The 23,158-nt window shown below is 71.2% G+C and carries 24 protein-coding genes; 10 read left to right on the top strand and 14 right to left on the bottom strand.

The window, feature by feature from the left end; genetic code table 11:
• Window positions 1–24 precede the first annotated feature (24 nt).
• A complete protein-coding gene (locus OC490_RS13440) occupies window positions 25–3,327 on the top strand; it encodes a S8 family serine peptidase (RefSeq protein WP_262058129.1) in 3,303 nt (1,100 codons plus the stop codon).
• Between the two features lie 55 nt (window positions 3,328–3,382).
• On the opposite strand, the gene OC490_RS13435 is transcribed toward OC490_RS13440, so the two are convergent.
• The gene (locus tag OC490_RS13435; protein ID WP_262058128.1) at window positions 3,383–4,135 is read right to left on the bottom strand and encodes a hypothetical protein; all 753 of its coding nucleotides are present in this window, start codon (window positions 4,133–4,135) and stop codon (window positions 3,383–3,385) included.
• A 1-nt stretch (window position 4,136) separates the two neighbouring features.
• Window positions 4,137–4,658, bottom strand: coding sequence for a sigma-70 family RNA polymerase sigma factor (locus OC490_RS13430; protein WP_410098621.1), 522 nt, complete (start codon window positions 4,656–4,658; stop codon window positions 4,137–4,139).
• Between the two features lie 188 nt (window positions 4,659–4,846).
• Between OC490_RS13430 and OC490_RS13425 the strand changes: the two genes are divergently transcribed.
• A complete protein-coding gene (locus OC490_RS13425; protein WP_262058127.1) occupies window positions 4,847–5,866 on the top strand; it encodes an aspartate-semialdehyde dehydrogenase in 1,020 nt (339 codons plus the stop codon).
• Here OC490_RS13425 and OC490_RS13420 read toward each other — a convergent pair.
• Window positions 5,863–6,351, bottom strand: a complete 489-nt coding sequence (locus OC490_RS13420; protein WP_262058126.1) for a DUF1203 domain-containing protein — start codon at window positions 6,349–6,351, stop codon at window positions 5,863–5,865. The two genes, OC490_RS13425 and OC490_RS13420, sit on opposite strands and share 4 nt — an antisense overlap.
• A gap of 112 nt (window positions 6,352–6,463) precedes the next feature.
• Here OC490_RS13420 and pepN point away from each other — a divergent pair, with 112 nt between their 5' ends.
• On the top strand, window positions 6,464–9,037 hold the full coding sequence (gene pepN / locus OC490_RS13415) for an aminopeptidase N (protein ID WP_262058125.1): 2,574 nt from the start codon (window positions 6,464–6,466) through the stop codon (window positions 9,035–9,037).
• 57 nt (window positions 9,038–9,094) lie between these two features.
• Here the strand turns inward: pepN and OC490_RS13410 are convergent, their stop codons facing one another.
• The 3 genes from OC490_RS13410 to OC490_RS13400 form a co-directional block, all read right to left on the bottom strand.
• Complete coding sequence (locus OC490_RS13410) at window positions 9,095–9,853, bottom strand: SDR family NAD(P)-dependent oxidoreductase (RefSeq protein WP_262058262.1); 759 nt, start codon at window positions 9,851–9,853, stop codon at window positions 9,095–9,097.
• A 93-nt stretch (window positions 9,854–9,946) separates the two neighbouring features.
• A complete protein-coding gene (locus tag OC490_RS13405; RefSeq protein WP_262058261.1) occupies window positions 9,947–11,188 on the bottom strand; it encodes a sigma-70 family RNA polymerase sigma factor in 1,242 nt (413 codons plus the stop codon).
• Window positions 11,110–12,177 carry an EamA family transporter gene (locus OC490_RS13400; protein WP_262058124.1) on the bottom strand — a complete coding sequence of 356 codons (1,068 nt, stop codon included), beginning with the start codon at window positions 12,175–12,177 and terminating at the stop codon, window positions 11,110–11,112. Before OC490_RS13400 ends, OC490_RS13405 begins: the two co-directional genes overlap by 79 nt.
• Window positions 12,178–12,283: 106 nt before the next feature.
• Here OC490_RS13400 and OC490_RS13395 point away from each other — a divergent pair, with 106 nt between their 5' ends.
• Entirely contained in the window at window positions 12,284–12,793 is a 510-nt protein-coding gene (locus OC490_RS13395) for a MarR family winged helix-turn-helix transcriptional regulator (RefSeq protein ID WP_262058123.1), read from the top strand.
• A gap of 19 nt (window positions 12,794–12,812) precedes the next feature.
• Here the strand turns inward: OC490_RS13395 and OC490_RS13390 are convergent, their stop codons facing one another.
• The 4 genes from OC490_RS13390 to OC490_RS13375 form a co-directional block, all read right to left on the bottom strand.
• Window positions 12,813–13,160 (bottom strand): hypothetical protein, encoded by a 348-nt coding sequence (locus tag OC490_RS13390; RefSeq protein ID WP_410098615.1) that lies wholly within the window; start codon window positions 13,158–13,160, stop codon window positions 12,813–12,815.
• A gap of 54 nt (window positions 13,161–13,214) precedes the next feature.
• Window positions 13,215–13,478: a hypothetical protein gene (locus tag OC490_RS13385; RefSeq protein ID WP_262058122.1), complete on the bottom strand. Its 264-nt coding sequence runs from the start codon at window positions 13,476–13,478 to the stop codon at window positions 13,215–13,217.
• A 66-nt stretch (window positions 13,479–13,544) separates the two neighbouring features.
• Window positions 13,545–15,719, bottom strand: coding sequence for a 4-alpha-glucanotransferase (gene malQ, locus OC490_RS13380; RefSeq protein ID WP_262058121.1), 2,175 nt, complete (start codon window positions 15,717–15,719; stop codon window positions 13,545–13,547).
• On the bottom strand, window positions 15,720–15,974 hold the full coding sequence (locus OC490_RS13375; RefSeq protein ID WP_262058120.1) for a hypothetical protein: 255 nt from the start codon (window positions 15,972–15,974) through the stop codon (window positions 15,720–15,722).
• Between the two features lie 190 nt (window positions 15,975–16,164).
• Between OC490_RS13375 and OC490_RS13370 the strand changes: the two genes are divergently transcribed.
• The 3 genes from OC490_RS13370 to OC490_RS13360 are packed head-to-tail and all read left to right on the top strand — an operon-like array spanning window position 16,165 to window position 18,751.
• Window positions 16,165–16,698, top strand: a complete 534-nt coding sequence (locus tag OC490_RS13370; RefSeq protein WP_262058119.1) for a PadR family transcriptional regulator — start codon at window positions 16,165–16,167, stop codon at window positions 16,696–16,698.
• Window positions 16,695–17,393, top strand: coding sequence for an ABC transporter ATP-binding protein (locus OC490_RS13365; protein ID WP_262058118.1), 699 nt, complete (start codon window positions 16,695–16,697; stop codon window positions 17,391–17,393). The genes OC490_RS13370 and OC490_RS13365 overlap by 4 nt, the downstream gene beginning before the upstream one ends.
• Window positions 17,390–18,751, top strand: coding sequence for an FtsX-like permease family protein (locus OC490_RS13360; RefSeq protein ID WP_262058117.1), 1,362 nt, complete (start codon window positions 17,390–17,392; stop codon window positions 18,749–18,751). Before OC490_RS13365 ends, OC490_RS13360 begins: the two co-directional genes overlap by 4 nt.
• 98 nt (window positions 18,752–18,849) lie before the next feature.
• Here the strand turns inward: OC490_RS13360 and OC490_RS13355 are convergent, their stop codons facing one another.
• Window positions 18,850–19,386, bottom strand: a complete 537-nt coding sequence (locus OC490_RS13355) for an HNH endonuclease (protein WP_019065631.1) — start codon at window positions 19,384–19,386, stop codon at window positions 18,850–18,852.
• Between the two features lie 336 nt (window positions 19,387–19,722).
• On the opposite strand from OC490_RS13355, the gene OC490_RS13350 reads away from it, so the two are divergent.
• Window positions 19,723–20,820, top strand: coding sequence for a mechanosensitive ion channel family protein (locus OC490_RS13350; RefSeq protein ID WP_262058116.1), 1,098 nt, complete (start codon window positions 19,723–19,725; stop codon window positions 20,818–20,820).
• 195 nt (window positions 20,821–21,015) lie between these two features.
• Complete coding sequence (locus tag OC490_RS13345) at window positions 21,016–21,636, top strand: Uma2 family endonuclease (protein WP_262058115.1); 621 nt, start codon at window positions 21,016–21,018, stop codon at window positions 21,634–21,636.
• 24 nt (window positions 21,637–21,660) lie between these two features.
• On the opposite strand, the gene OC490_RS13340 is transcribed toward OC490_RS13345, so the two are convergent.
• Window positions 21,661–21,984, bottom strand: a complete 324-nt coding sequence (locus OC490_RS13340; RefSeq protein WP_262058114.1) for a DUF4288 domain-containing protein — start codon at window positions 21,982–21,984, stop codon at window positions 21,661–21,663.
• A 94-nt stretch (window positions 21,985–22,078) separates the two neighbouring features.
• Between OC490_RS13340 and OC490_RS13335 the strand changes: the two genes are divergently transcribed.
• Window positions 22,079–22,267 carry a hypothetical protein gene (locus OC490_RS13335; RefSeq protein WP_262058113.1) on the top strand — a complete coding sequence of 63 codons (189 nt, stop codon included), beginning with the start codon at window positions 22,079–22,081 and terminating at the stop codon, window positions 22,265–22,267.
• Between the two features lie 17 nt (window positions 22,268–22,284).
• Here OC490_RS13335 and OC490_RS13330 read toward each other — a convergent pair whose 3' ends face one another.
• Entirely contained in the window at window positions 22,285–22,638 is a 354-nt protein-coding gene (locus tag OC490_RS13330) for a hypothetical protein (RefSeq protein ID WP_262058112.1), read from the bottom strand.
• Window positions 22,635–23,117 (bottom strand): hypothetical protein, encoded by a 483-nt coding sequence (locus OC490_RS13325; RefSeq protein ID WP_262058111.1) that lies wholly within the window; start codon window positions 23,115–23,117, stop codon window positions 22,635–22,637. The genes OC490_RS13330 and OC490_RS13325 overlap by 4 nt, the downstream gene beginning before the upstream one ends.
• Window positions 23,118–23,158: the final 41 nt, after the last annotated feature.

The following is a 23,158-nucleotide window of genomic DNA, read 5'->3' as shown; positions in this document are numbered from 1 at the left end:
ATTCTTCACCTACAAGGGATGCCGATGACCCTCAACCCCAAGAGACGCGTGGCCCGAATATCCGTGGCCGCCGGTCTCGTCGCCGCACTCTCCGCGGCCGGGCCGATACCCCTGGCCTTCTCCGCCGACGCCCCCTCAACCACCGCGCCCACGGACGGGACCGTCAAGTCCGCCGCCGCCAAGCTCGGTTCGGACGACGCCGACCTCCTCGCCACGGCCAAGGCCGACGGCGACAAGAACGTCACCCTGATGATCGCGACCGCCCCGGGCCAGACCGAGCAGGTCGCCGGCCAGCTGGACGCGGTCAACGGCGGCACCGTGGGCCGCACCTACGACAAGCTCGGCTACGTCCGCGCCACCGTCCCGACCGGCAAGGCGGACGCGGCGATCGCCGCCGCCGCGAAGCTGTCCTCGGTGCACGCCATCGACCTGCGCCAGGAGATCGCGCTCGACGACCCGACGCCGAGCGCGGACACCGCGACCAGTGCCAAGAGCGCCAACAAGGCGACGACGAAGGCCACTTACCCGGGGCCGAGCAAGACCACCCCCGCCGAGAACCCGTACAACCCGTCCTTCGAGACGGGCGCCGTCGACTTCGTGAAGAAGAACCCGAAGGCGGACGGCCGCGGCATCACCATCGGCATCCTGGACTCCGGTGTCGACCTCGGTCACCCGGCGCTGCAGAAGACCACCACCGGCGAGCGCAAGATCGTGGACTGGGTCACCTCGACCGACCCGGTCAACGACGGCGACGGCACCTGGCGGCGGATGACCACGGCGGTCTCCGGCCCGGCGTTCTCGATCACCACGGCCAGCCAGGGCACCGAGAACTTCAAGGCGCCCGCGGGCGACTACAAGTTCAGCTACTTCGCCGAGTCCGCCACCACCGGCGGCGACATGGCCGGCGACCTGAACCGCGACGGCGACACCACGGACATCTGGGGCGTGCTCTACGACCCCGCCGCCGGCACCGTCCGCGTCGACCTGAACGACAACCTCGACTTCACCGACGACACGCCGATGAAGCCGTACAAGGACGGCTACCAGATCGGCTACTTCGGGACGGACAACCCGGCGACCGACGTCGTCGAGCGCATCCCGTTCGTCGTCGAGATCCGCAAGGACGTCGTCTACAACGCGTCCGGTGCGAAGGCGGACTACGTCAACATCGGCGTCATCGAGTCCGAGCACGGCACCCACGTCGCCGGTATCACCGCGGCCAACGGCCTGTTCGGCGGCAAGATGAACGGCGCGGCCCCGGGCGCGAAGATCGTCTCCTCGCGCGCCTGCACCTGGACCGGCGGCTGCACCAACGTGGCGCTCACCGAGGGCATGATCGACCTCGTCGCCAACCGCGGTGTCGACATCGTCAACATGTCGATCGGCGGCCTGCCCGCCCTGAACGACGGCAACAACGCGCGCGCCGAGCTGTACACGCGGCTCATCGACACCTACGGCGTGCAGCTCGTGATCTCGGCCGGCAACTCCGGCCCGGGCGCCAACACGATCGGCGACCCCGGCCTGGCCGACAAGGTGATCTCGGTCGGCGCGGCCATCTCGAAGGAGACCTGGGCCGCCAACTACGGCTCCCAGGTGGAGAAGAAGTACCAGCTGCTGCCGTTCTCCTCGCGCGGCCCGCGTGAGGACGGCGGCTTCACGCCGACGCTCGTCGCGCCCGGCGCCGCGATCAACTCCACCCAGACCTGGCTGCCGGGCTCCCCGGTCGCCGAGGCGGGCTACACCCTGCCGGCCGGCTACTCGATGCTCCAGGGCACCTCGATGGCCTCCCCGCAGGCCGCGGGCGCCTCGGCGCTGCTGCTGAGCGCGGCCAAGCAGAAGCACATCGCCCTCACCCCGGCCACGCTGCGCACGGCGCTGACCTCGACCGCCCACCACATCAAGGGTGTTCAGGCGTACGAGGAGGGCGCGGGCCTCATCGACATCGTGGACGCGTGGCAGTCCATCAGGGACGACGCCACCGCCCACGAGTACACCGTCAAGGCCCCGGTCGACACCGCGATCGACTTCGCGCTGAAGACCCCGGGCTTCGGCACCGGTCTCTACGACCGCGAGGGCGGCCTCAAGGCCGGCGCGAAGAAGACGTACGACGTGGTCATCACCCGAACCACCGGTGCGGACAAGGCCGTTCGGCACGAGCTGCACTTCGCGAACAACGCCGGTGGCACCTTCCGGATCGTCGGCTCGGACGAGGTCAAGCTCCCGCTGAACCAGCCGGTCACCGTCAAGGTGCAGGCGGCGCCGAAGAGTTCGGGCATCAAGAGCGCGATCCTGGAGGTCGACGACCCGAGGACCGAGGGCGTCGACAAGCAGATCCTGACGACGGTCGTGGTCTCCACTCCCGTCAACTTCACCTTCTCCAAGTCGAGTTCGGTGCAGCGCAACAGCACGCAGTCGTACTTCGTGACCGTCCCCGAGGGCGCCAAGGCCCTTGAGGTCGCGATCAGCGGGCTGAAGGACAAGAGCCAGACGCGGTTCATCTCGATCCACCCGTACGGCGTTCCGGTCGAGGACACCGGCACCCCGTACTGCTACAACAACTACCTCAACGGCAACGGCTGCAAGCCCGACGTGCGGTCGTACGCCGACCCGCAGGCCGGTGTCTGGGAGATCGAGGTCGAGGCGCGCCGCACCTCGCCGCTGCTCGACAACCCGTACAAGCTGGACGCCACCGTCCTCGGCGCGGCCTTCGACCCGGAGACCGTGACCGTGCCCGAGGCCAAGGTCGGCGTACCGGCCGTCGCCTCGTGGAAGGTGACCAACAACTACGCGGCCCTGGACGGCACGTTGAAGGGCGGCCCGCTCGGTTCCTCGCTGACCGCGCGGCCCACCATCACCGAGGGCGTCACCCAGACCACCACGGTCGACGTGCCCGCCGGCGCCACCTCCCTGGACGTCGCCATCGGCAACGTCTCGGACACGGCGGCGGACCTGGACCTGACGGTGAGGAACGCCGCCGGGACGGTCGTCGGCCAGTCCGCCGACGGCGACTCGGAGGAGGCGGTCTCGATCGCCAACCCGGCCGCCGGGACCTACACCGTCCAGGTCGACGGCTACTCGGTGCCGTCCGGCTCGACCGCGTACGACTACCGGGACGTGTTCTTCTCCCCGGCGCTCGGCACGGTCTCCGTCGACGGTTCGACGCCGGTGAAGCTGGCCACGGGCGCCTCGGCGACCGTCTCCGGCAGTGTCACCGCCCTGGCGCCGGCTCCGGCGGGCCGTGAGTTCTTCGGCCAGGTCCAGCTGGTCAACGCCCACGGCACGGTCGCGGGCCTGGGCAGCGTGAAGATCGAGAAGGTCACGTCGTAGCACGACGTACGACAGACGGGGCGGGCGTCCGTGCGGGCGCCCGCCCTTCTCGCTGTCAGCCGGTCGGGCAGGTGACCGTGCCGGCGTGGCTCAGGGCGTCGACGATCGTGGCGCGGTCCGCGGCGACGGCGTCCTCGCCGACGACCCAGAGGTTCGCCGTGGCCGTGCCCTTGCGGACGCCGACCAGTACATGCTGTCCCTGGCGTGGCGCCGGACTGGCCCCGGCGGGCAGGACGACCGTGACGTCGGCCGGGCCGTGCGCGGGCCGGTAGGAGCGGGTGACGGCGAGCGTGATCCGTTTGCGCGGGTCGGAACTCGGCTGCACGCCCGTCACGGTCCCCTCGACGAGAAGACTGGAGCAGGCCACGTACAGCTCCGGTTCGGACAGCGGGCCCGGGGCCTTGGGGCTCTCGCTGTGACCGCCCGCCGCTTTCGACCCCGAGTCCGCGTTGCTGCTCGCCGTGGAGTCCGCGCCCCCGCTGTGCGCGACCAGCCAGGCGAGCCCGGTGATCATCCCCACCACCACCGCCATCGCGAGCGTGCCGTAGGCGAGGGCGCGCAGGGCCGGATGACGCCGCGGGGCAAGACGCAGTGTGCGCACGGGCTCCGGTTCCGGTCGCGGCGGCGGTGCGGAGAGGGCCTCCCCGATGATCCCCAACTGCTCCCGCAGCAGCGCCACATCGGCCGTCGCGGCCCGGTGCTCGGCCATATAGGCGGCGTCCGCGCGGGCCGCCTCCGGCACCGGCTCGCCCGTGATCGCGGCCATCAGCGCGTCCACGCCGTCGTATTCCTCGTTCTGCGTGGGCACGTCACACCACCTCGTCCTCGTGCAGCCGGTCGCGCAGCGCGCGGACCGCCGTGTGCAGCCTGCTCTTGACCGTGCCCTCCGGGATGCCCAGCTCGTGCGCTATGGAACGCACCGGCAGGTCGGCGAAGAAGCGGAGGACGAGGACTTGGCGCTGCTGGTCGGGCAGCTCGTCCAGGCCCTGGGCCACCGCCATGGACAGGACACTCGTGTCCTCGCCGGAGGGGTGCTCCAGCTGGCGCAGGGAGGCCAGCCGCTCCCCCACCCGCTCCTGGCGGCGCTTGGCGCGGTGCCAGTCCATGGCGAAGTTCGAGGCGACGACAGCCGCCCACGCCGAGACGTCGCGCGGCGCCTCGTCGCCCTTCGCCGCCCGCTCCAGCAACCGCAGCCGTACCTGCTGGACCCCGTCCGGCAGATCCGCCTGCGGCACCCCGCCGAGCGCGAGCACCGCCCGCCCCCGCCGCTCCTGGGCCGCGTCCAGAGGATCGTCACCCTCCCGGACCCGGCGGGCCATTCTGCGCAGCACAAGCCACCCCCTTCCCGCGTTTCCTCTACGACGCCGCAGCGCACGGAAACGTTCGGAGGCGTAGGTCACATTGGCAAGGGCCATGTCCCACTCCTCGGGCATGCGGGGCAAAGAATTGGACAGGTGGACCCGGGTCGGCCGCATGATGGAAACGCCGCAGACGTACAGGAACAGGTGAAGGAGTCGTCGTGAGGGTCGGAATCGTCGGAGCCACCGGTCAGGTGGGCACGGTCATGCGCGGGATCCTCACGGAGCGCGCGTTCCCGGTCACCGAGCTGCGGCTGTTCGCCTCGGCCCGTTCGGCGGGGACGGTCCTCGACGGTGTGACGGTGGAGGACGCGGCCACCGCCGACTACTCGGGCCTGGACATCGTGCTGTTCTCGGCGGGCGGCGCGACCTCGAAGGCGCTGGCCGAAAAGGTCGCCTCGCAGGGCGCGGTCGTCATCGACAACTCCTCCGCGTGGCGCAAGGACCCCGACGTACCCCTCGTGGTCTCCGAGGTGAACCCGCACGCGATCGTCGACCGCCCCAAGGGCATCATCGCCAACCCGAACTGCACGACGATGGCCGCGATGCCGGTCCTGAAGCCGCTGCACGCGGAGGCGGGACTTGAGGCGCTGGTCGTCGCCACGTACCAGGCGGTGTCCGGTTCGGGTGTGGCCGGGGTGGCCGAACTGCACGGCCAGGCGCTGAAGGTCGTCGCCGACGCGGACAAGCTCACGCACGACGGCTCGGCGGTCGACTTCCCCGAGCCGCAGGTCTACAAGCGGCCCATCGCCTTCAACGTGCTGCCGCTCGCGGGCTCGATCGTCGACGACGGCCTGAACGAGACCGACGAGGAGCAGAAGCTCCGCAACGAGTCCCGCAAGATCCTGGAGATCCCCGGCCTCAAGGTCTCCGGCACCTGCGTCCGGGTCCCGGTCTTCTCCGGCCACTCCCTCCAGGTCAACGCCCGCTTCGCCCGCCCGATCACGGTCGAGCGCGCCACGGAACTCCTCGCCGGCGCCCCCGGCGTCGCCCTCTCCGACATCCCGACCCCCCTCCAGGCGGCCGGCCAGGACCCGTCCTTCGTCGGCCGCATCCGCGCGGACGAGACGGTCGAGAACGGCCTCGCCCTGTTCATCTCCAACGACAACCTCCGCAAGGGCGCCGCGCTGAACGCGGTACAGATCGCGGAGCTGGTGGCGGCGGAGCTCCAGGGCGCCTAGGCCGTGTCCGCCCGGGGCCGCCGCACCTCGTAGAAGAAGCAGCCGTACTCGACGGCCCGGACGTGGAACAGTGCCACGGACGGGTCGTCGAAGGCCCTGCGGAAGGCTTCGTCGTCGAGGGTGTCGACCAGTTCGCCGCCGAGGATGTGGCCCTCGGGCGAATAGCGGCGCAGCACCCGGTGGGCGTCCGCGAAGGGATACCCGGAGCCGGCCGCAGGCCCCCCGCACTCCTCCACGTGGATGAACACCGGCCCCTGCTCGTCGTACGCCCCTGGCCGGGCCCCTGTTTCCGCCGCCCAGCGCCGTAGCGGAGCGTACGAGACGAGGGCGATGCGCTCCCCCGGCTCGCTGCGGCGCAGGCAGCAGCGGAGCGGAGCGCCGCCTTCCTCATCCGTCACGGGAACCATTCGGCGCCCCGCATCGTCAGCAGAGCGCAGCTCCTTCAGAACCATGGGGTCGATGGGTCGTGCCGTGTACGTCGTCATGACTCCAGGCTCGCGCTCGTCCGCCCCGCTGACCGGCGGGATACGGACATCGCGTTCGGGTCAGGTCCCGTGGAAGGATGGCGCAACCCACACATAACGAGGAGATGACCGCGTGCCTGGCACAAACCTGACTCGCGAAGAGGCGCAGCAGCGGGCGACGCTGCTCACCGTTGACTCGTACGAGATCGATCTCGACCTCTCCGGCGCGCAGGAGGGCGGGACCTACAGGTCCGCGACGACGGTGCGCTTCGATGTGACGGAGGGTGGCACCGAGTCCTTCATCGACCTGGTCGCCCCGGCCGTCCACGAGGTGACGCTGAACGGCGACCCCCTCGACCCCGACGAGGTTTTTAAGGACTCGCGGATCGCGCTGGCCGGGCTGCTGGCAGGACCGAACGTCCTGCGCGTGGTCGCGGACTGCGCGTACACCAACACCGGTGAGGGACTGCACCGGTTCGTCGACCCCGTCGACCAACAGGCCTACCTCTACACCCAGTTCGAGGTCCCGGACGCGCGCCGCGTGTTCGCGAGCTTCGAGCAGCCGGACCTCAAGGCCACGTTCCAGTTCACCGTGAAGGCGCCGACCGGCTGGACCGTCGTCTCCAACTCCCCGACGCCCGAACCCCGGGACGACACCTGGGTGTTCGAGCCGACGCCGCGCATCTCGACGTACATCACCGCGCTGATCGTCGGGCCGTACCACTCCGTGCACAGCGTGTACGAGAAGGACGGGCAGAGCGTCCCGCTCGGCATCTACTGCCGGCCCTCGCTCGCCGAGTACCTCGACTCCGACGCCATCTTCGAGGTGACACGGCAGGGCTTCGAGTGGTTCCAGGAGAAGTTCGCCTACCAGTACCCGTTCAAGAAGTACGACCAGCTGTTCGTCCCGGAGTTCAACGCGGGCGCGATGGAGAACGCGGGCGCGGTGACCATCCGCGACCAGTACGTGTTCCGGTCGAAGGTCACGGACGCCGCGTACGAGGTGCGGGCCGCCACGATCCTGCACGAGCTGGCCCACATGTGGTTCGGCGACCTGGTCACCATGGAGTGGTGGAACGACCTGTGGCTGAACGAGTCGTTCGCCACCTACGCCGAGGCCGCCTGCCAGGCGTACGCCCCCCAGTCGCGCTGGCCGCACTCCTGGACGACCTTCGCCAACTCCATGAAGACCTGGGCCTACCGGCAGGACCAACTGCCCTCCACCCACCCGATCATGGCCGAGATCAACGACCTCGACGACGTGCTCGTCAACTTCGACGGCATCACGTACGCCAAGGGCGCGAGCGTCCTGAAGCAGCTCGTCGCGTACGTCGGCATGGACGAGTTCTTCGCGGGCGTGCAGGCGTACTTCAAGCGCCACGCGTTCGGCAACACCCGGCTCTCCGACCTCCTCGGCGCGCTGGAGGAGACCTCCGGGCGTGATCTGAAGGCCTGGTCGAAGCTGTGGCTGGAGACGGCCGGCATCAACATCCTGCGTCCGGAGATCGAGACCGACGCCGACGGCGTCATCACCGCCTTCGCGATCCGGCAGCAGGCTCCGGCGCTCCCGGAGGGCGCGAAGGGCGAACCCACCCTCCGCCCGCACCGCATCGCGGTCGGCCTGTACGAACTCGACGAGGACACCGGCAAGTTGGTGCGGGACGAGCGCGTCGAGCTGGACGTGGACGGCGAGTTGACCGCCGTACCGCAGCTCGTCGGCAAGCGCCGCCCGGACGTGGTGCTGCTCAACGACGACGACCTGTCGTACGCGAAGGTCCGCCTCGACGAGCAGTCGCTGGCCTTCGTCACCGAGCACCTGGGCGACTTCGAGTCCTCCCTCCCCCGCGCCCTGTGCTGGGCCTCGGCCTGGGACATGACCCGCGACGCCGAACTCGCCACCCGCGACTACCTCTCCCTCGTCCTGTCGGGCATCGGCAAGGAGTCGGACATCGGTGTCGTGCAGTCGCTGCAACGGCAGGTGAAGCTGGCCATCGAGCTGTACGCCGACCCCGCCGCCCGCGAGGCGCTGCTCACCCGCTGGACGGACGCCACGCTGGCGCACCTGCGCTCCGCGGAGGCCGCGAGCGACCACCAGCTGGCGTGGGCCCGGGCGTTCGCGTCCACGGCCCGTACGCCGGAGCAACTCGACCTGCTGGACGCCCTGTTGGAGGGCACGCAGACGATCGAGGGGCTGGCCGTCGACACCGAGCTGCGCTGGGCGTTCGTCGAACGCCTCGCGTCCGTGGGCCGGTTCGACGAGGCGGAGATCGCCGGCGAGTACGAGCGGGACAAGACGGCCGCCGGTGAGCGCCACGCGGCGACCGCCCGTGCCGCCCGCCCGACCGAGGAGGCGAAGGCGGAGGCCTGGGCGCAGGTCGTCGAGTCCGACAAGCTCCCCAACGCCCTTCAGGAAGCGGTGATCTCGGGCTTCGTCCAGACCGACCAGCGCGAACTGCTGGCGCCGTACACGGAGAAGTACTTCGCGGCGGTCAAGGAGATCTGGGACGCCCGTTCGCACGAGATCGCCCAGCAGATCGCGATCGGTCTCTACCCGTCGATCCAGGTCTCCCAGGACACCCTGGACCGCACGGACACCTGGCTGACGACGGCCGAACCCAACGCGGCCCTGCGCCGCCTGGTCTCGGAGTCCCGCTCGGGCGTGGAGCGCGCGCTCAAGGCCCAGGCCGCGGACGCGGCTGCTTCGTAAGCGGTTCTACGACGACGAAGGGCGCCCGGCGATCCGCCGGGCGCCCTTCGTCGTCCCTCAGCCCGGGAACATCCCGCCGGTGACATTCACGAACGTGCCGGTGATGCTGGCCGCGTGGTCCGAGGCGAGGAACACGGCGGTCGCGGTGATCTCGGCGAGGGTGGGGTTGCGGCGGGTCATGCGCAGGCTGGACAGGTGGCCGAGGATGCCCTGGATCGCCGCCTCGTTGAGGTCGGGGTTGACCTTGCCGAGCTTCTCGACGGTGAGCGTCTCGGGGATGCCTGCGGCCCACAGCCCTACGGCACGCACCCCGCGCGGGCCCAGTTCCATCGCCAGGTTGCGCACCAGGCTGTCGGTCGCCGCGTCGGCGGGACCGGTGCCGCCCATCATCGGACTGCCGTGCGCGGAACCGCTGTTGAGGGTGAGGACGACACCGCTGCCCCGCTCGGCCATGCGGCGGGCGGCGGCGCGGGCGGTGATGAAGTTGGCGCGGGTCCCGTTGAGAACGGGCCGCAGGAAGTCGTCGACGGGCATCTCGGTGATCGGCAGCCCCTGAACGTCGCCGCGCGAGACGAGGTTGAAGGACACGTCGATGTCCCCGACCCGGGCGAGGTGTTCCTCCACGGCCGTCTCGTCGAGCGCGTCGACGACGGCCACCTCGGCGTCCTTGATGTCACTGGCCACGGCCTCCAGCGTCTCCAGGGTGCGTCCCACGAGGTGGACGCGGGCTCCCTCGGCGGCGAAGGCACGGGCGACCGCGCCGCCGATCGAGCCGCCGGCGCCGTAGACGACCGCGGTCTTGTCGGTGAGCAGCATGGTGATCTCCTTGCGGGTCGTGATGTACGTGTCGTTCGTGTCGGCCATACAGACGCACAGGGAGCCCATCACTCATCGGTGACGGCTCATCGCTCACAATCTCAGCGGCAGTCCGAAGGCCGGGAACAGGTGCGGTTCGAAGGACGTGATCTCCACGATCCGGTCGTCGGCGTCGAAGCGGAGCACGTCGAGAACCTGTGCGCGGTAGACGGTCGTACCGGGCCGTCGGACGTAACCCCCGGCCGCGAGCTGCCCGTTGGCGCGGGCGGGAAGGTGGCGCCAATGGCCCAGGAACATGGGCGAGTCGGCATCCAGGCTCACGCTCAGGAACTCCACGAGTGCGTCACGGCCGGTGAACCAGAACGGGTTCGGCGGCATGGTGAGGGTGACGTCCTCGCTGAGCAGCGTGGCGACCTCGGACAGGTCGAGGCGTTCGGCGGCGGCCATGTACCGCTTGACCAGGGCGCGTTGGTGCTCGGTGGGCCCCTCGGCCGTCCAGTCCGCACGCCGGCCGGGGAGCCGGTCGCGCAGGGTGGGGCGGGCGCGTTGCAGCGCGCTGTTGACCGAGGCCACGGTCATGTCGAGGGCCTCGCCGGTCTCGACGGCGGTCAGCCCGAGGACGTCCCGCAGCACCAACACCGCGCGCTGGCGCGGCGGAAGATGCTGGACGGCGGCCAGGAAGACCAGTTCGAGGGTCTCGCGGGAGACGGCGGCGGCCTCCGGCTGCTCCTCGGCGGAGGGCAACTCGTCGTCGGGGTAGGGCTGCAGCCACGTGATGCGGGCGGGCGGCTCCCCGCCGCCGTGGTTCATACCCGGCAACGGCTCGTAACGCTTGGGGCGGCGGGCCGTACGGCGCTGGAAGTCCAGGCAGGCGTTGGTGGCGATGCGATACAGCCAGGTACGGGCACCGGCCCGCCCCTGAAAGGTGTCCCGGGCCCGCCAGGCCCGCAGGAACGTCTCCTGCACCAGGTCCTCGGCGTCGTCGTACGACCCGGTCATGCGGTAGCAGTGGACCTGGATCTCACGCCGGTGGGACTCGACGAGCGCGGCGAAGTCGCCTTCGTCGAGCGGGACTTCGGTGACGGCGGGGACTTCCGTAACGGGTCCGTGAGTGACGGATTCCTGAGCGGTGTCGCGCGCCGTGCGGGCCACCCGCCGGAGCCGCGCGACGGACGACGACAGTTCCGTCACCCCGGAGTAGAAGACGGAAGGCGGCTGCGGCACCAGCTCCTCCACCTGCCGGCCGATCTCCTTGATCAGTCCCTCGACACCGACCTCGGCGCTCCCCCGTCGCTCCCGGTAGGCCTTCTGCCGGCAGGCGGCGGAGCAGTACACGGAGCGCCGGCCGGTACGGCCCGTCCGTGCGGTGAGCGGCTTGCCACAACTGGGGCAGGATTCATCGGCCACGGGCGCCTCCGGCGTTGCGTCACGGCGTTCCCGCGTGACGCTACCTCGCGGACGGAAACAGCAGGGGTACGCGCCCCGAGCTGCCCGGCCACCGTCGCCCCGAACGCCAGCGCCATCCCCGCCACCTGCACCGGCGTGAGCGCCTGCCCGAGCGCCGCCCAGCCGACGACGGCCGCGGTCAGCGGGGACAGCGGGCCGAGCAGGGTGACCTGGGTGGCGGAGAGCCGGCCGATGCCGCGGAACCAGAGCCAGTACGCGACCGCCGTGTTCGCCAGCGCGAGGTACAGGTAACCACCGATCGCCCGGCCGTCGAGCGCGGGCGGCGCCCCTTCGACCAGGAAGGCGACGGGGGCTATCAGCAGTCCGCCGGCGGTGAGCTGCCAGCCGGTGAGGGCGAGCGGGCCGACGCCGTCCGGGCGGCCCCACCGCTTGGTCAGCACGGTGCCGGTGGACATCGAGGCCGTGGACGCGAGGGCCGCGAGCACACCGACCGGGTCGAGCGCCCCGGCCGCCTTCAGTACGACGAGACTGACGCCGAAGGCCGCGACCGCGCCGGTGAGCACGCTCCGGGCCGTGGGCCGCTGCCCCAGCAGGACCGCCGAGAGGCCGACCACGAACAGCGGCCCGATCGAGCCGACGACCGACGCCATCCCGCCCGGCAGCCGGTACGCGGACAGGAACAGCAGCGGGAAGAAGGCGCCGATGTTCAGCGCGCCGAGCACCGTCGCCTTCCACCACCAGGCCCCGCGCGGCAGCACCCGGGCCAGCGCGAGGAGCACGAGACCGGCGGGGAGGGCGCGCATCAGGCCGGTGAAGAGGGGGCGGTCGGGCGGGAGGAACTGCGTGGTGACGGCGTAGGTGGTGCCCCAGGAGATGGGGGCGAGGGCGGTGAGGACGATGGTGGTGGAGCGGTTCATGCCATCCCCTTCATAAGTAACTTGCCACTAATTAGCTTAGCCGCAAGCAACTTTCCGTCAAGTCACTTCCTTGCGGACAACCCGTCGGCCCGCCGATACTCGACGCATGAGTGCACGCCCGGAGCAGCGCAAGGACCCCGTCGACGCGATCGTCGAGCAGTGGGCGGCGGTGCGGCCCGACCTCGACACCGCCGCGATGGAGGTCTTCGGGCGGATCTTCCGGCTCTCCCGGGCCATGGGCGACAGCATGGAGAAGGCGTACGCGCCGTACGGCATCTCACGCGGCGAGTTCGACGTCCTCGCGACCCTGCGCCGGGCCGACGAGCCGTACACCCTCTCGCCGCGCCAGCTCTCGGCGACGCTGATGCTCACCACGGGCGGCATGACCGGCCGCCTCGACAGACTGGAACGGGCCGGCCTGCTCCGGCGCTCCCCCGACCCGCACGACCGGCGGGGGCTCCAAGTGACCCTGACGGAGAAGGGGTTGGCACTGATCGACGAGGCGGTCGGCGCCGGTCTCGCCGCCCAGACGGCGGCCCTGTCCGGCCTCGACACGGAACAGGCCGGCCAACTGGCCGGCCTGCTGCGGCAGTTGTTGTCCTCGACCGAGCGGTAGCCGCTCCTGGAAGACTCGTTCAGCCGACGTGCTCGGCCAGCGCCGCCTCGACCGCGGCCGGGTCGGCGTCGTCGGCCGCCCAGGCCACATATCCGTCGGGGCGGACCAGCAGTGCCGTACTACGGTCGCTCGCCCAGCGTTCCGGCGCCAGCCGGCCGTCGTGGGCGCCCTTCGGGTCGTAGGCCTCCGGTGTGATCAGTACGAACCGGCCGCCGCGCAGCGCCTCGTAGAGGCGGGTGCCGTTCGCGAGGGAGAGGTCCGGGACGCGGGTGCCGGTCAGGCGGTGGGTGCCTCGGGGGCCGGACTGGTCGCCTCTCGGCTCCTGGGGCTCGCGCTCACCCGCTATCTCTGTGAGCGGACATGCCAAGGACGCCCGCCTCACCGCTGTGGGTGATGCGGACGCCCTTCGGAAAAGGTGAGGTCAGGCCTTCGTGCCGGTGGCGGACTTGGCCTTCGGCGCACGGTCCTTGGACTTGTCCAGCACCATGACGAGGCCCGCGATGATCGCGAACAGCGCGAGCGGGCACAGGACATAGAGCCCCAGCGTCTGGGCGACGCTCAGGCCGGAGCCCGGGTCGTCACCGTCGTCGCGGGTGAGCGCGAGCGCGGGGGACGTCATGAGCAGCATCATCAGCGTCGTACCGGCAGCCAGGGCGCCGGCGCGCAGGGCGTTCTTCTTGTCCACACCGCAAAAGTAGCGAACGCCCGAACGAGCCGCGCGCCCGGGGGTGCCGTATGGGGCGTACGGGCGTCACGGACCCTCTTCCGCACCCCCGCCCGAACCCGTTCCGGCACCCGTTCCGGCACCCGCACCCCCATCCGAATCCGCTTCCGAAGCCGCCCCCAACCCCACCCGCAGCACATCCACCAGCGCGTGCAGCCTCGGGGACGCGGCGAGTTCCTCCAGGGTCACGGGGCGGCCCTCCGCGTCGGCGATCGGGAGGCGCCAGTTCGGGTACTGGTCCCAGGTGCCGGGGAGGTTCTGCGGGCGGCGGTCGCCGACCGCGTCGGGGAGCCAGACGCCGATCATGCGGGCGGAGGTGCGGAGCAGGAAGCGGTGGACGGCGTGGATCTCGGCCTCCTCCTCGGACGCGGGCCGCCCGCCGCCCGTCGCGGGTTCGTAGAGACCGAGCCGGGCCAGCAGGGCCAGCCACTCCCCCACATCGGTGGCGGCCTCGATCCGCTCCTCTTCCACCGGTCGGGTCAACAGGCCGAGCCGGTCCCGGAGTTCGACGTGTTCGCCGGTGAGGCGGGCCGCGGTGGGCGGCAGGTCGTGGGTGGTGGCGGTGGCCAGACAGTCGGCCCGCCACCGCTCGGGGGCGAGGGGACGGCCGTCGCCGTCCCAGTCCCGTTCGAACCACAGCACCGACGTGCCGAGCACCCCGCGCTCCTGCAACTCCTCGCGCACACCGGGCTCTACGGTCCCCAGGTCCTCGCCGATCACCACCGACCCGGCGCGCGAGGCCTCCAGCGCGAGGATCGCGAGCATGGCCTCGGCGTCGTAGCGGACGTAGGTGCCCTCGGTGGGCGGTCCGCCCAGGGGGACCCACCACAGGCGGAACAGGCCCATGACGTGGTCGATGCGCAGGGCGCCGGCGTAGCGGAAGAGGGCTCGGAGCAGGCGGCGGTACGGGGCGTAGCCGGACTCGGCGAGGCGGTCCGGGCGCCACGGGGGCAAACCCCAGTCCTGGCCAAGGGAGTTGAAGGCGTCGGGGGGTGCGCCGACCGACATGCCGGCCGCGAAGTGGTCCTGCTGCGCCCAGGCGTCGGCGCCGTCGGGATGCACCCCCACGGCGAGGTCGTGCACGACTCCGAGCGGCATGCCCGCCTCCCGTGCGGCCCGCTGGGCGGCGGTGAGTTGGGTGTCGGTGAGCCAGGCGAGGCGGGAGTGGAAGTCGACGCGGTCCATCAACTCGACGCGGGCGCGGGCGGTTTCGGGTGAGCGGCGGTCGCGGAGACCATCGGGCCACCGGTGCCAGTCCGAGCCGTGCACCTCGGCCAGGGCGGACCAGGTGGCGTGGTCCTCCAGCGCCTCGCCCTCGCGGGCGAGGAAGTCGACGTAGGCGGCCCGCCGTCCGGGCCCGAGGGGGACCTGGCGTACGAGTTCCAGCGCCTCCCTCTTCAGCTCCCACACGGCGTCGCGGTCGATCAACGCGCCCTTTTCCAGGACGGATTCGCGCAGCCGCTCGGCTCGTTCGAGGAGTCCGCGCACTTCCTCGCGCTCCTCGGCGTACACGAACTCGGGGATGTCCTCGACCCGCAGATACACCGGGTCGGGGAAGCGGCGGGAGGACGGGCGGTAGGGCGACGGGTCGGTGGGGGCGCCGGGTACGGCCGCGTGCAACGGGTTGACCTGCACGAATCCGGCGCCGAGCGCCCGCCCGGCCCAGGCGGTCAGCTCGCTCAGGTCACCGAGGTCGCCCATACCCCAGGAGTGCCGGGAGAGGAGCGAGTAGACCTGCACCATCAGTCCGTACGACCGTCCGGCGGGCGTCGGCAACCGGTCCGGGGCGATGACGAGATGGGCCTCGGCGCTGCGGCCGTCCGGGGCGGTGGCGGTCAAGTGGTGGACGCCGGGCGGGAGTTGATCAGTGTCCGTCCGGGTCTCGCCCTGTTCGGTCTCGATGTGCAGCCGGGTGCCCCCGGGCAGTGCGTCGAGCGCGGCGGGGGTGCTGCCGTGCCGGCCCACGACGGTGGGCGGCAACAGCCGTTCGGCCAGCTCCTGTCGGCGGGCGGCGAGCGCGGCGCGGACGGCCTGCGGGGTGCTCGCGTCGACGCCGAGGGCGGCCAGTACGGCGACGACGGCGCCGGGCGAGGCCGGGACCGCGTGGTCCGGGGAGGGGCGGTAGGCGGTGGCGACGCCGTGCAGTTCGGCGAGGAGCGACAACTCCTCGCCGAGGGCTTCGACCGGCCGGGGTGCTGTCATCTAGGGCCTCGTCGAGTCCGGGTCGGCGAACACGGCGGACTCGCTGGTGAGCGGGGCCGTGTCGGCGAGCGGGGGCTCGCTGGTGAGGGGTTCGGCGTCGGTCAGCGGGGGTTCGCTGGTGAGGGGGGTCTCGGCCCAGGCGCCTTCGGAGTCGACGAAGAACAGGTCGGGTTCGAGGCCGGGTTCGAGGCCGGCGGACGGCGCCGCGGTGCGTTTGGAGCGGGCCGGGAGCGGAAGTGATGCCGATGCGGCCACGGTGGCCTCCTTGCCGGGATTGTCGGATCGGGCGACGGGCTGGTTACCGCAGCCCTACCCAGTGGGCGCGACGGCAGACCTCCAGGTTGGGGTACGGGCGGCACGGTGGCCACCGCCGTACCGCACACCCCGTACTTTTCCCGCTGATCACTATTCACTCAGTACATGTATCCAGTGCATACTGATCCGCATGAGCACCCGCCACATCCTGCTGGGCCTGCTCGCCCAAGGACCGAGCCACGGCTACGACCTGAAGCGACGCCACGACGAACGCTTCCCGCAGGCCCGCCCGCTGGCGTACGGGCAGGTCTACACGACCCTGCAACGCCTGGTCCGGGACGGTCTCGCGGAGGTCGACGGCACCGGCTCGGACGGCGGCCCGGAGCGGACGGCGTACCGCTCGACGACGGACGGCGGACGTGAACTCGCCCACTGGGCGGGGGAGATCGCGCCGCCCGCACCCTTCGTGACGAACGAGATCTTCGCCAAGGTCGTCGTCTCGATCCTGTCCGGCGGCGACCCGGAGGCGTATCTCCGGGCCCAACGCGCCGCCCACATGGAGCGGATGCGCGAACTCACGGCGCTCAAGACCGCCAAGGGCGCCGACCTGGCGACCGTGCTCTCGGCGGACTACGCCCTCAACCACCTTGACGCGGACCTCCGTTGGATGGCGACAACGGCGGCCCGGCTGACCACTCTGACCGCGGAGGTCGACACAGCATGAGCGACATCGGGGGTACGGCGGTGCCGCTGCTCGCGGCCCGGGACCTCGCCAGGACGCACGGCAGGACCCTGGCGCTGGACGGCGCCTCGGTCGACCTGGCCGCCGGCGAGATCCTCGCCGTCACGGGGACCAGCGGCAGCGGCAAGTCCACGCTGCTGCACTGCCTGGCCGGGATCGTCCGCCCCGACGGGGGGACGGTGACATACGCCGGGGAGCGGCTGGACGTGCTGCCGGAGAAGCGGCTCAGCGAGCTGCGGCGCACCGAGTTCGGGGTGGTCTTCCAGTTCGGGCAGCTGATACCCGAACTGACGGCCGTCGACAACGTGGCGCTGCCCCTGCTGCTGGCCGGAGCCACCCGCGCGGACGCGCAGGAGCAGGCCGGTGAGTGGCTGGAGCGGTTCGGGGTGCGCGGGCAGGCGGCGCTGCGGCCGGGCGAGCTCAGCGGCGGCCAGGCCCAGCGGGTCGCGCTCGCCCGGGCCCTGGTGACCGGCCCGCGGATCGTCTTCGCGGACGAGCCGACCGGCGCGCTGGACTCCCTGGCCAGCGAGCAGGTGATGACGGCCCTGGTCGGCGCGGCCCGCGATGCGGGTACGGCGGTGCTGCTGATCACCCATGACGCGCAGGTCGCGGCGTACGCCGACCGTGAGGTCCGGCTGGCGGACGGGACCGTGGCCAGGGCGGGGGTGGCGGCGTGAAGGCGCTGCTCGCCGATCTGCGGCTGGCCTGGCTGCTCACCCGGGGGTCCGACCGCCGGGAGTGGTGGCGCGTCCTGCTCACCGCCGTCGGGGCGGCGCTGGCGACCGGCCTCGGGCTGACCGTCGCCGCGCTGCTGCCGCTGAAGGGGCGCTACACCATGCCCGTGGGCGGCGGACTGCTCGACGACCCCGGTACCCGGATCGGTGTGGTCGCCACGCTGGTGCTGCTGTTCCTCCCGGTGCTCGGGTTTCTGGGCCAGTGCGCCCGGGTCGGCGCGGTGCACCGCGACCGGCGGCTGGCCGCGCTGCGGCTCGCCGGGGCCACTCCCGGCCAGACGCGGCGGATCGCGGCGCTGGAGTCGGGGCTGGCCTGTCTGGCGGGCTCGGCGGTGGCCACGGCGTTCTCGGTGGCGGCCCTGTTGCGGCTGTGGCACAACCCCGTGCCCCTGGCCTGGGCGGGCATCGCCGTGGTGACCGCAGGAGTACCGGTGCTGGGCGCGACGGCGAGCGTGCTGGCGCTGCGCCGGGTGGTGACCTCTCCCCTGGGGCGGCTCCGGCGGCTGCGGCCGGCCGAAGGTCCGGGGCGGCTGTTCCGGGTGGCGACGACGGTGCTGGCGCTGACGGTGGTGTACATCGTGACCACGCCCTTCCACGACGTGCCCTTCCAGTTCGCCCTCACCCCGATCACGGTCGTCGGCGTGTGCCTGCTGATCGGTGCCGTCGCGGTGTGGCTGACCGGTGCCTCGGCCCGGCAGCTCGGTGAGGGCCTGGCCGCCCGCGCCCAGCGCCCGGCGCTGCTGATCGCGGCGGAGCGACTGCGCGACGATCCGTGGGCGGCGGCCCGTACGCATGCCGCGGTCCTGCTGGTGACGGTCGTCGGCTCGGGCTTCATGGGGATACGGCAGGTAATGCTCTCGATCCTCCACGACCGGCCGGACCGGTACGCGGCAAGCATCGGGTTCTACGAGAACGGCCTCAACCTGATGGGCCTCGCGCTCCTCTTCGCGCTCGCCCTGGTCCTGACCGCGCTCGCCGTCGGCACCGCCGAGTCCGTCGCCACCCGGCGCCGGGGACTCGCCGCCCAGGTGGCGACCGGAGTGCCGTACCCGGTGCTCGCGCGGGCGACCCTGCTGGAGACCGCGGTGCCGCTGGCACCCGCGCTCACGCTGGCGGGCCTCGGCGGCATCACGATCGGCATCTGGTACGGCAGCGCCGCCTCGGTGTACACGGCCGTCCCCGTGCCGTACGACGCGCTGCTGGTGCCGGTCGCGGTGTACGCGGCCTGTCTGCTGGCGGCGGCCACGTCACTGCCGCTGCTGCGCCGCTCGGTGCGTCCCGGCGAACTGCGCTACGCATGACGGTCCGCCCCGGGGGCACAGGGGACTCCCGGGGCGGACCGCTCCGTACCGTCGTCGTACGGAACCGAGTGTTGCGGGGTACACAAAAGCCCGGATCGTCAGGCGGAGATGCCGTCGATCCGGGCCATCGCATCCTCCGCGCCGTATGGCTGCAGGTACGGCAGCCAGCGCGGGTCCCTATGCCCGGTCCCGATGATGCGCCAGGCCAGGCCGGTGGGTGGGGCGGGTTTGTGGCGCAGCCGCCAGCCGATCTCGAAGAGATGTCGGTCGGCCTTCGTGTGGTTGCAGCGGCGGCAGGACGCCACCACGTTGTCCCACGCGTGCTTGCCCCCGCGGCTGCGCGGAATGACATGGTCGACGCTGGTTGCGACGCCACCGCAGTACATGCACCGGCCCCCGTCGCGCGCGAACAGCGCCCGCCGGGTAAGAGGAACGGGCCCCCGATAGGGAACCCGCACGAATCGCTTGAGCCGGACCACGCTGGGTGCGGGGACTGTGACGGTTGCGCTGTGCATATAGGCGCCGGATTCCTCCAGGGAGACAGCCTTGTTCTCCAGGACGAGGACGAGCGCGCGGCGGAGCGGTACGACGCCGAGTGGCTCGTACGACGCGTTGAGGACCAGGACATGCGGCACGGATGCCTCCTTGTGCGTCGGCGGCGCGTGGCTCGCGCCGGGACGATCTGTAGTCAGTCTCCCCTCATGCCTGGTGGAAGCGCCACCATGTCCCGGTAACGGGCTGGGAGTGTTTTCGACCACATGTGATCCGTCCCCGGGACGGCCGTGGGTTCGTCCCACCTGTTCTTTCCCGGCCAGGCACGGTCTCTCCCCCGAACACGGCAACGAACCTCACGCGTTGCCCCGATAGTGTGGTGGGCCTGCCCCTACGGTGACCTATTCGTGACCTAGAACCGCGTGTACGACCTTGACCGCAGCGCCGGGGGTGGGCCGCAGCACCTGGAGGTACCTGCCGTGTCCTTGTCCGCCGTCCTACTGGCCGCCGCCTCGCCGTCGCCGTCCCCGAGTCCCTCGGAGACCACGGTGACCGTGCCCTCGCTCCAGGACGCCCAGGAGAGCGCGACCAACGCAGCGAGTTGGGTCGAGCAGAACTGGTCCACCTGGCTGGCGATCGGGCTGCGGGTGCTGCTGATCCTGGTGATCGCGGCGGTGCTGAGAATGACGGTGCGGCGGGCGATCACCAAGCTGATAGACCGGATGAACCGCACGGTCGAATCGGTGGACGGCACGGCGCTGGGCGGCCTCCTGGTGAACGCGGAGCGCCGCCGTCAGCGCTCCCAGGCGATCGGCTCGGTCCTCCGCTCGGTGGCGTCGTTCGTGATCCTGGGCACGGCCGCGCTGATGATCCTCGGCACGTTCGAGATCAACCTCGCGCCTTTGCTGGCGTCCGCCGGTGTCGCGGGCGTGGCGATCGGTTTCGGCGCCCGCAACCTGGTCACGGACTTCCTCTCCGGCGTCTTCATGATCCTGGAGGACCAGTACGGCGTCGGCGACCAGATCGACGCGGGGGTCGCCTCCGGCGAGGTCATAGAGGTAGGTCTGCGCGTGACAAAACTCCGCGGCGACAACGGCGAGATCTGGTACGTCCGCAACGGCGAGGTCAAGCGCATCGGCAACCTCTCCCAGGGCTGGGCCACGGCCGGCGTCGACGTCACCGTCCGCTCGTCGGAGAACCTGGACCGGGTGAAGGCCACGCTCGACGCGGTCTCCGAGCGCATGAGCAAGGAAGAGCCCTGGAACGAACTCCTCTGGGGCCCGATCCAGGTCCTCGGCCTCGACAGCGTCCTCATCGACTCGATGGTCGTCCGCCTCTCCGCGAAGACGATGCCGGGCAAGTCGGTGAGCGTCGAGCGAGAGTTGCGGTGGCGCGTCAAGCGGGCCTTCGACGAGGCGAACATCCGCATCGTCGGCGGGGCGACGGCGGACCCGGCCGACACCCCGGCCGACCCGACGGAGGCGGTCGCGGCGCCTTCGGTGTACTCGAACTCGGACTCGCCTCAGGTGGCGGCCACTTCGCCTATTTCTTCGCCGCGGGGGTCGGGAACGCGTTAGGCGTACGGGTGCAGGGGGCGTACGAGGGCGCGTACTGGGCGTACGAAGTGGGGCGCGGGCGGAACGGTTCAGCACACTCGTTCGAGTGAACGGGGGCGGGATCCCAGGTCACAGGCCCACCGGACGGCCCGTGGTTCTGCCGGGGCACCCGGCACGGGCGTAGCCTGGCAGCAGCGTGACGAGGGAGAAGCATCGATGAGCGCCGAACCCATCATGGAGCCGGTCATGACGCAGCAGGACCCCATCGATCTGCTGATCGCGATCGAGGAGGCGTCGACGACGCCGATTCGACCCGAGTACGTCGAGGGGATGGCCATCGTGCCACCGGCACCGAACGACAACCACAACGACGGCGCGGGGGAACTGTTCTTCCAGTTCCGTGTCGCCGGACACCGCCTGGTGGGCATGGGCAACGGCTACCGCGCAGCCCACAAGGACGGCACCACGATGGCCCTGCTCATCCCGGACTTCTACGTCCGCCGCCGCAGGCCGAGCGAGCTCGACGACTCATACCTGAAGGCCCACAGGGGCTGGTACCCCATCGACATGATCGCCCTGGTCGGCGAGGTCACCTCCTCCAACCACGAGACGGACACCGGTCCGAAGCTCCGCACCTACGCCGCCGCCGGAGTGCCGATCTACGTCCTGATCAACCGCAACACGAAGACGGCCCACTGCTACACCGCCCCCGTCCTCCCCGGCGACGATCCCAAAGAGGCGTTCTACGACGCGGAGTCCAAGGTCGGCCTGGGCAATCCCCTCGTCCTCCCGGCCCCGTACCCCACCCTGGACACGGCACCCTTCCTCGACAGCTGAGCCCGAGAGATGCGGGCAAGCCCGTCACCCGGCGTCGCCCCGCCCCCTCCGCTCAGCTCCCGTATCGAAGAACCGCTCCACATACTCGCCGACCGGCAACTCGCTCTCCCGCATGAGGGAGAAGACCTCGGCGCCTTCCCCCGGCTCGTCGTACATCCGGTACACCTCGGCGAAGTCGGTGAACTCGACGCTGTCGAGGTCAGCGCAGTACTCGCGCGCCTCCGACTCCCCGCGCCCGATCGCCTCGTCGAACGACGCGGCCCGCCACAGGGTCACCCGCTCTTCGTAGACGCCGAGTTCGCGATCCCGGAACACACACCGGACGCCGTACCAGGACTGCTCGCTCACTTGCTCCCCCGCCCATCCCCATCACCGGGGCCGATACAGGCCGCACTCTCCGGACCGACAGCCAAAGGCCATGGAATCACGCACGGCGATCTAGTTGGCCACCCGTGACCTCGCGGTACGCGGCGCGCACGCTCTCCCCGGCCTCGCGAACGGCAGGGTCGCGTACGGCGGGGTCCGCGCGCACCCGTGCGTCGCGGGCCCGTTCAGCATCATCTCCTTCGCGGAGATCGACAGCCTGCGCAAGGAGATGCGGCCACAACGGACCCTCCCCGCAGAAGCGTGACACCTCAGCGCCGAGTGTCACACTTCCGCACCCCACCCCCCAGCACGGAACGTCCCCGTGCACCGCCCGACTTCGAAGACCCGCCATAGCTCGGCATACCGCTCTCCGAGACTCCACAGCCCCGCCGGCGTCGGACTCATGTCCTTGCGCGCCGCGAGGTAGGTACGCAGATCCTGGCCGGCCTGTCGGCGCGCTTCGATGACGTGGCCCAGAACGTCGTCCTCCACGTACATCGCGTACTCGGGCCAGAGCAGCCCGAGGAAGTCGTGGTATTCCTCGCCGTCACCCTCGACCTCGTCCCACTTGTCCCGATAGGCGTCGACGTCATCGAGCGATGCCCGCCCGCTCAGGACGTCCTCGACGAATGTCACGCCCGACCCCCAGCCCCGCACTGTCCCTCGACCCCCACCAGCCCCAACCCCCCGGCCACCTGGCACAACGCAACAAAAGACGCCCCCCGCCGCACCCCCGAAACCCCCGTGTACGCCGCCCCCTCGCGAAGGTCCAGCAGCACCGTCCCCGACGGCTCGTCGAAGGTGATCGAGCCCCAGACCGTGTGCCTGCGGCGGCCCGGGCGCCACTGGAACCAGACCTCCTCGCGGCCCTTCTCCGCGGTGACGGAGGCGCGGTCGGATGCCTTCAGTTCCGTGCGCATCCGGTCGGACCAGCCCACGGAGGGCCGTAGCACGCGGAGTTGACGTGTCTGGCGGCGGGCGAGGACGTCGGGGGTGAGAGGGATACCCGCGGTGCGGGCTCGTCGCCGTAGCGACGGCCGGGCCGCGACAGCCCATGCGACGTTGACGGCGAGCATGCCCACCGCCTCCCGGCGGCCCTCGACCAACACGCTCATGCCCGCACCCCTCTCACCGTTCCCCGCATCCCGCAAACGCC

It is taken from the genome of Streptomyces sp. STR69 (assembly GCF_024519455.1).
Taxonomy (GTDB): Bacteria; Actinomycetota; Actinomycetes; order Streptomycetales; family Streptomycetaceae; genus Streptomyces.
The sequence above is the reverse complement of the archived record's forward strand: the minus strand, read 5'-3'. Positions and strand labels throughout refer to the sequence as shown.

Bases quoted from the DNA above. Each gene is read 5' to 3' on its own strand.
- OC490_RS13440 (WP_262058129.1), top strand. From the start codon at position 25: ATGACCCTCAACCCCAAGAGACGCGTGGCCCGAATATCCGTGGCCGCC.
- OC490_RS13420 (WP_262058126.1), bottom strand. From the start codon at position 6,351: ATGACGACGTACACGGCACGACCCATCGACCCCATGGTTCTGAAGGAG.
- OC490_RS13410 (WP_262058262.1), bottom strand. From the start codon at position 9,853: ATGCTGCTCACCGACAAGACCGCGGTCGTCTACGGCGCCGGCGGCTCG.
- OC490_RS13400 (WP_262058124.1), bottom strand. From the start codon at position 12,177: ATGAACCGCTCCACCACCATCGTCCTCACCGCCCTCGCCCCCATCTCC.
- OC490_RS13395 (WP_262058123.1), top strand. From the start codon at position 12,284: ATGAGTGCACGCCCGGAGCAGCGCAAGGACCCCGTCGACGCGATCGTC.
- malQ (WP_262058121.1), bottom strand. From the start codon at position 15,719: ATGACAGCACCCCGGCCGGTCGAAGCCCTCGGCGAGGAGTTGTCGCTC.
- OC490_RS13370 (WP_262058119.1), top strand. From the start codon at position 16,165: ATGAGCACCCGCCACATCCTGCTGGGCCTGCTCGCCCAAGGACCGAGC.
- OC490_RS13365 (WP_262058118.1), top strand. From the start codon at position 16,695: ATGAGCGACATCGGGGGTACGGCGGTGCCGCTGCTCGCGGCCCGGGAC.
- OC490_RS13345 (WP_262058115.1), top strand. From the start codon at position 21,016: ATGAGCGCCGAACCCATCATGGAGCCGGTCATGACGCAGCAGGACCCC.
- OC490_RS13325 (WP_262058111.1), bottom strand. From the start codon at position 23,117: ATGAGCGTGTTGGTCGAGGGCCGCCGGGAGGCGGTGGGCATGCTCGCC.